Origin of the sequence: Andreesenia angusta (genome assembly GCF_001855385.1) — a bacterium.
In the GTDB taxonomy this organism is placed as follows: Bacteria; Bacillota; Clostridia; order Tissierellales; family Gottschalkiaceae; genus Andreesenia; species Andreesenia angusta.
In genome coordinates, this window is record NZ_MKIE01000025.1 from 1 (window position 1) to 4331 (window position 4331).

At 35.6% G+C, this 4331-nt stretch carries 6 protein-coding genes; 1 reads left to right on the plus strand and 5 read right to left on the minus strand.

Going from position 1 to position 4331, the window contains the following annotated elements; all coding sequences use genetic code 11:
• Positions 1-44: 44 nt before the first annotated feature.
• Entirely contained in the window at positions 45-158 is a 114-nt protein-coding gene (locus tag EUAN_RS13105) for a type II toxin-antitoxin system CcdA family antitoxin (RefSeq protein WP_425388431.1), read from the plus strand.
• Positions 159-398: 240 nt separating this feature from the next.
• Here EUAN_RS13105 and EUAN_RS11975 read toward each other — a convergent pair whose 3' ends face one another.
• From EUAN_RS11975 to EUAN_RS11990, 5 genes are all read right to left on the minus strand, one after another.
• Positions 399-986, minus strand: coding sequence for a recombinase family protein (locus EUAN_RS11975; protein WP_071064820.1), 588 nt, complete (start codon positions 984-986; stop codon positions 399-401).
• A gap of 247 nt (positions 987-1233) precedes the next feature.
• Positions 1234-2019, minus strand: coding sequence for a hypothetical protein (locus tag EUAN_RS11980; protein WP_084655934.1), 786 nt, complete (start codon positions 2017-2019; stop codon positions 1234-1236).
• A 67-nt stretch (positions 2020-2086) separates the two neighbouring features.
• Entirely contained in the window at positions 2087-2488 is a 402-nt protein-coding gene (locus EUAN_RS12395) for a hypothetical protein (protein WP_084655935.1), read from the minus strand.
• A gap of 11 nt (positions 2489-2499) precedes the next feature.
• Positions 2500-2856 (minus strand): hypothetical protein, encoded by a 357-nt coding sequence (locus EUAN_RS12400; protein WP_084655936.1) that lies wholly within the window; start codon positions 2854-2856, stop codon positions 2500-2502.
• 251 nt (positions 2857-3107) lie between these two features.
• Positions 3108-3584 (minus strand): hypothetical protein, encoded by a 477-nt coding sequence (locus EUAN_RS11990; protein WP_071064822.1) that lies wholly within the window; start codon positions 3582-3584, stop codon positions 3108-3110.
• Between the last annotated feature and the right edge of the window lie 747 nt (positions 3585-4331).

A 4331-nucleotide genomic window follows, 5' to 3' on the forward strand; every position in this document is an offset into this window, starting at 1 on the left:
GAGTGGATCTTCTGGCTTATGCAAAGCACTATAAGAATACTACTGTGAGGAAGAATGTTTCCATACCTAGCTGGCTCAATGAGATGGCCAAGAACCAAGGAATAAACTTCTCACAAGTGCTGCAAGATGCCCTTAAAAGCGAACTCGATATAGACTAGACAATCCCATATTGGGTTGTCTTTTTTGCTTGCTGGGGTACCCTATCTACAATTATAAAATACAGAGCTAAGTTAGCTTAATGTAAAAATATGGGCCTCGTGAGAGGCCCATATTCGTGCTTAAAGTAAGGTGGTCATACTAGGGGGCTACCCTGTTTTTTTCTGTATTTATACATATATTCAATATATCATTTAAAGTGACATATGCCCCATATCTTCATATATTATGACCGATATCCCCTATTGCAAGCTTTCCTCAGATCTTCTTCGCCTGACTTCCCTTATAAGCGTGCTCTTGCTTATCCTGGTATCTTTCTCTACCTGTCTGTAGCTATGGCCGTTATCCAGAAGAGACAATGCATGGTCCAGCTGGGTCTGAGTGAATTTTTTAGGTCGGCCTTCCCTGAAGTTGGGGTTCTGCTTGGCTATTGCTTTCCCTTCCTGGGTCCTCTCTACTATCATATCCCTTTCGAACTCTGCAAACGCAAAGAAGATGGTCCTTATAAGCTTTGAGGCAGGCGTGTTGTCGAGTATGCCCATATTGAGGATGTTGACCCTTACTCCCTTCTCCAGCAGCTCCTTTATAAGCTCTGTACCCTGTAGAGTGGATCTAGCTATCCTATCTAGCTTTGTGACTATTAGCATGTCGCCTTCTTCTAGTCTTTCCAGCAGCTTGTCCAGCTCCGGCCTGCTCTTCTTTGTTCCAGTGTAGCTTTCCCTTATTATCTCCATAGCTCCATTTTCCCGTAGCTGCTTTTCCTGGCTATCCAGACTGTTTCCGTCTGAAGCCTGACCTCTTGTGCTGACCCTTGCATATCCGTAAATCATCCCGATTTCCCCCTGATATTTTAACTCTAAGTTATGACACATCGCCATACCTTGATTTTACTAGAGAAAAACGAGGGTGTCAATACTGTTGAGTTGTGACTATGCTAGGGCTCTTTTCTCTATGCTCTAAAATATAAAAAAGAAGATTCCCAGGCAGAATGCTAGAAGGAACCTCCAGGTTTTAGTGTATAGCTGAGCTAAATATATCTAGGATAGTCCTTAGCTTGATGGCTATGTGTCCCTACCCCTACTTAAAAATCTTAATTGTTTCCGTCAGACAAGCTGTTCCCTCAGGAATATTTAAATAGCCATCATCATTTAGTTTAAATTCTTTTCCGTCTATTATAAATAGAGAGTCTTTTGTATAGCCCTCTTTAAAAAAGTTGCTAGTATTAAATGCGTGCCTATGCCCTTCTGATTGATGTTTTGAATATATCTTGCCGTTTTCTAATAAGTAAAATTCATTAGTCTTGCTTCCATTTTTGATTTTAAAAAATCCTGGCTCGATGCCAACACGCGAAAGTATGTCCTTAGCTTCATTTTCTTTATAACTTAAATTGACTAATAGGGCGGTACTATCTCTTGACAGATAAGTGAAAAATTTTTCTATTCTATCAATTTCTTTTAGATGTGATGTAGCAATTGAGTCTGAGCTAATTCCCAACTCAATGAAAGGCATAGTTACATGACCATATTCGTCAGTAGTTAAAATTATTCTTTTTCCATTACTGCTCTGGAAGTTGTAGTATGTACCTTTTTTAAACTCAAGAGTATTATTTTTTGATTCTAAAACATTTATTTCTTCATCATTCACTCTTTTCATAGAGATGATTTTTTCATAATTAAGACTGAGCTGTTGTGCCGTATTCGAAATGAAAACACTGTCTCTTTTATTTTGAAAATAGCTAGATTTCAAATGATTGTTATCATATTTATTCAATGCCTTAGTATTAGAGTGCGTAGGCTTGTTGCCGGTAAGATTGTTATAATTGTTTATGCTCATTAATACTTTAAAATTATCATTTAATTTCAATAGCGCCACTCCTTTTTATTGAAGTAATTGAAGTATTAGAGATTTAGCAAATGGTAAGTTGAAATATTTAATTTGGAAGTATTGGATACACGTAACTGAATCTAATTTCAGGTGTTAAACTAAAAGGCTTTGATGCGTCAGAAACTTTTCCTTCAAGCTTAATCTTCCATATATTTTTTAAAGCTTTATTTGCGCTGACATCTATTTTCGCACCCCATGTATAAGGAGCCGTCCTAGTCCATAAAGAGTCGCTATCTAACTTGAAACTTCGATACTCGCTAGAAGCACGATTTATTTTTGTACCTCCAATAGCAAGATCATAAACAATCGCTTTATCCGGCAAAAAGTTTAAATTTCTAAGGTCATATATACCTTCTATAGAACTTATAGTTGGAGTTAAAGTTAAACTTTGAGTAGCTATATGTTTATATGAGCTTACACTGTAGTTAGGAGATCCTATCGTGAACAAGTAATCCCCTCCTACAAGGTTATTAGATACTTTAACATAATAGTATTTAAATCCTCATCGTATATCTCAAATATCGGATATACTTTACTATTTACAGATAAAATAGTATTACTATCTTTAGGCAAATAGACTTTATACCAGTCCTGATCTGCTTCGTCAATAGTTCCGCTAACAACTCTCTGGCTGCTATTATTTCCTTTTATGAATTCAGCAGGATTGTGATTATTCCTTTCGATAACTTCAGCTTCATTAATTGTATTGTTTGGCTCAGTTTCCGTCATAGCATCTGCATATGAGCTGTTTGCAGATAAAGTAATTAAACTTAGAAAGCAAATTGAAAGAACAGCAAGGTATTTTTTTATTTTCATATAAATCTCTCCATTCGTATTATTTATATTGCATTGTTGGCTTACTAAATCTCCCAATAACTATATCGACCTATTTTAGAAAAAGATTACACTTAATCTTATTTTGGAGTACCGTCAGCAAAACCGACAAATTATACGCTAAGCCAAAATTTAACAATAAATAAAAGACTAAGCCTGGGAACTTCTGTTATTTTAGAAGGTTCTCAGGCTTAATTTATATATTGAGGTTATGACTCAGCAGTTACATCCTATTAGCTATCAAATTTAATATAATATAAAGTGTTAGTATCTAAATCTATTACTCCTAAGCTATAATTCCCCGTATGCTCATAATATACGTTTGGCTTAGTGTCCAGCTCGTTATCTAATCGATATCTATCTAAGAAAGTCCAATATCCATTGTCTATTTTAGGTATTAAAGCTTCCTCGAACTCATTACCATATACTCGTTCTTGTATTTCCAAAGGCATAGGTGCTTTTATCCACTCTCTCTTTGATTTCTCTATTATATTACGTATATGGCTATCTTTTAACTTTGCTTCAGCTAGAGTTGTGCCATCACCTAGAAATCCTCCGTGAGTATCTTCGTATTCAAACTTTAAGGTGATGGGAATGTTAGAATCCAAATCCCTAGATACCTTCCCGTTCATTGAGTTGTGGTAGACTATATAACCTATAAGCACAGAAAAAGTTAATAATACAGCTATAATGATATTCCTTTTTTTCATATTTCAATCCTCCTATAGCTAATCTTATGGTTTCAAATAACTGCGAACTATCCATAGTATACCCAATTTCCAGATAAAAACCAAATATCTCCATTGCCAAATATCACAAAAGGCTTAACCTTTTGAAAGAGACGTAAATTAGACGATTTTACATCTCAAAACATCAACATATGGCTATTTGAAGCGATTCAAAACGCTAGTTGAAATATTGAAATACTATTTTATAGGTATTTTAATGTCGATTATCATTCCTTAATTTAAAAAGCAATACGGCTTTTAGCGAAAAATGATGAATTTACGTGTAAAAACCAGTCATATCAACGTGTCTACAGAAGATATGGCCGGTTTTTACACGTATCTCGGCGTCCCCCGTTATTCAACTGTGACATAGAATTTGTAGGTGTTTGACATAGTTTTTGTAGGTATATCCCCTCGCTATCCAAGTCCTAGCCTGGCTTTCAAATCCCTAAAATAGTTAAAAGAAGTTAAAAGGTTCTTAGTTTATCTTCTTAGGACTAACGTTCACATTGGGATCCCATGCCCACTATGTATCCTACTTTTAACTGTGGGTACGCTTTAGCATAGGGGTACCGTCCTATTTATGCGGATTAACAACGTTAAGAAAAATAAATTACATAAAAGCTTGTTTTTTCCAAAGATTCAATACGGAAAGAACAAGCTTTTTATATCTTTAGCCAAGCACTAGGGGTCTTAGTGAATCCAGTGAAATGGCCTGCTCAGAGTTGA

Bases quoted from the DNA above. Each gene is read 5' to 3' on its own strand.
- EUAN_RS11975 (WP_071064820.1), bottom strand. From the start codon at position 986: ATGATTTACGGATATGCAAGGGTCAGCACAAGAGGTCAGGCTTCAGAC.
- EUAN_RS12400 (WP_084655936.1), bottom strand. From the start codon at position 2,856: ATGAAAATAAAAAAATACCTTGCTGTTCTTTCAATTTGCTTTCTAAGT.
- EUAN_RS11990 (WP_071064822.1), bottom strand. From the start codon at position 3,584: ATGAAAAAAAGGAATATCATTATAGCTGTATTATTAACTTTTTCTGTG.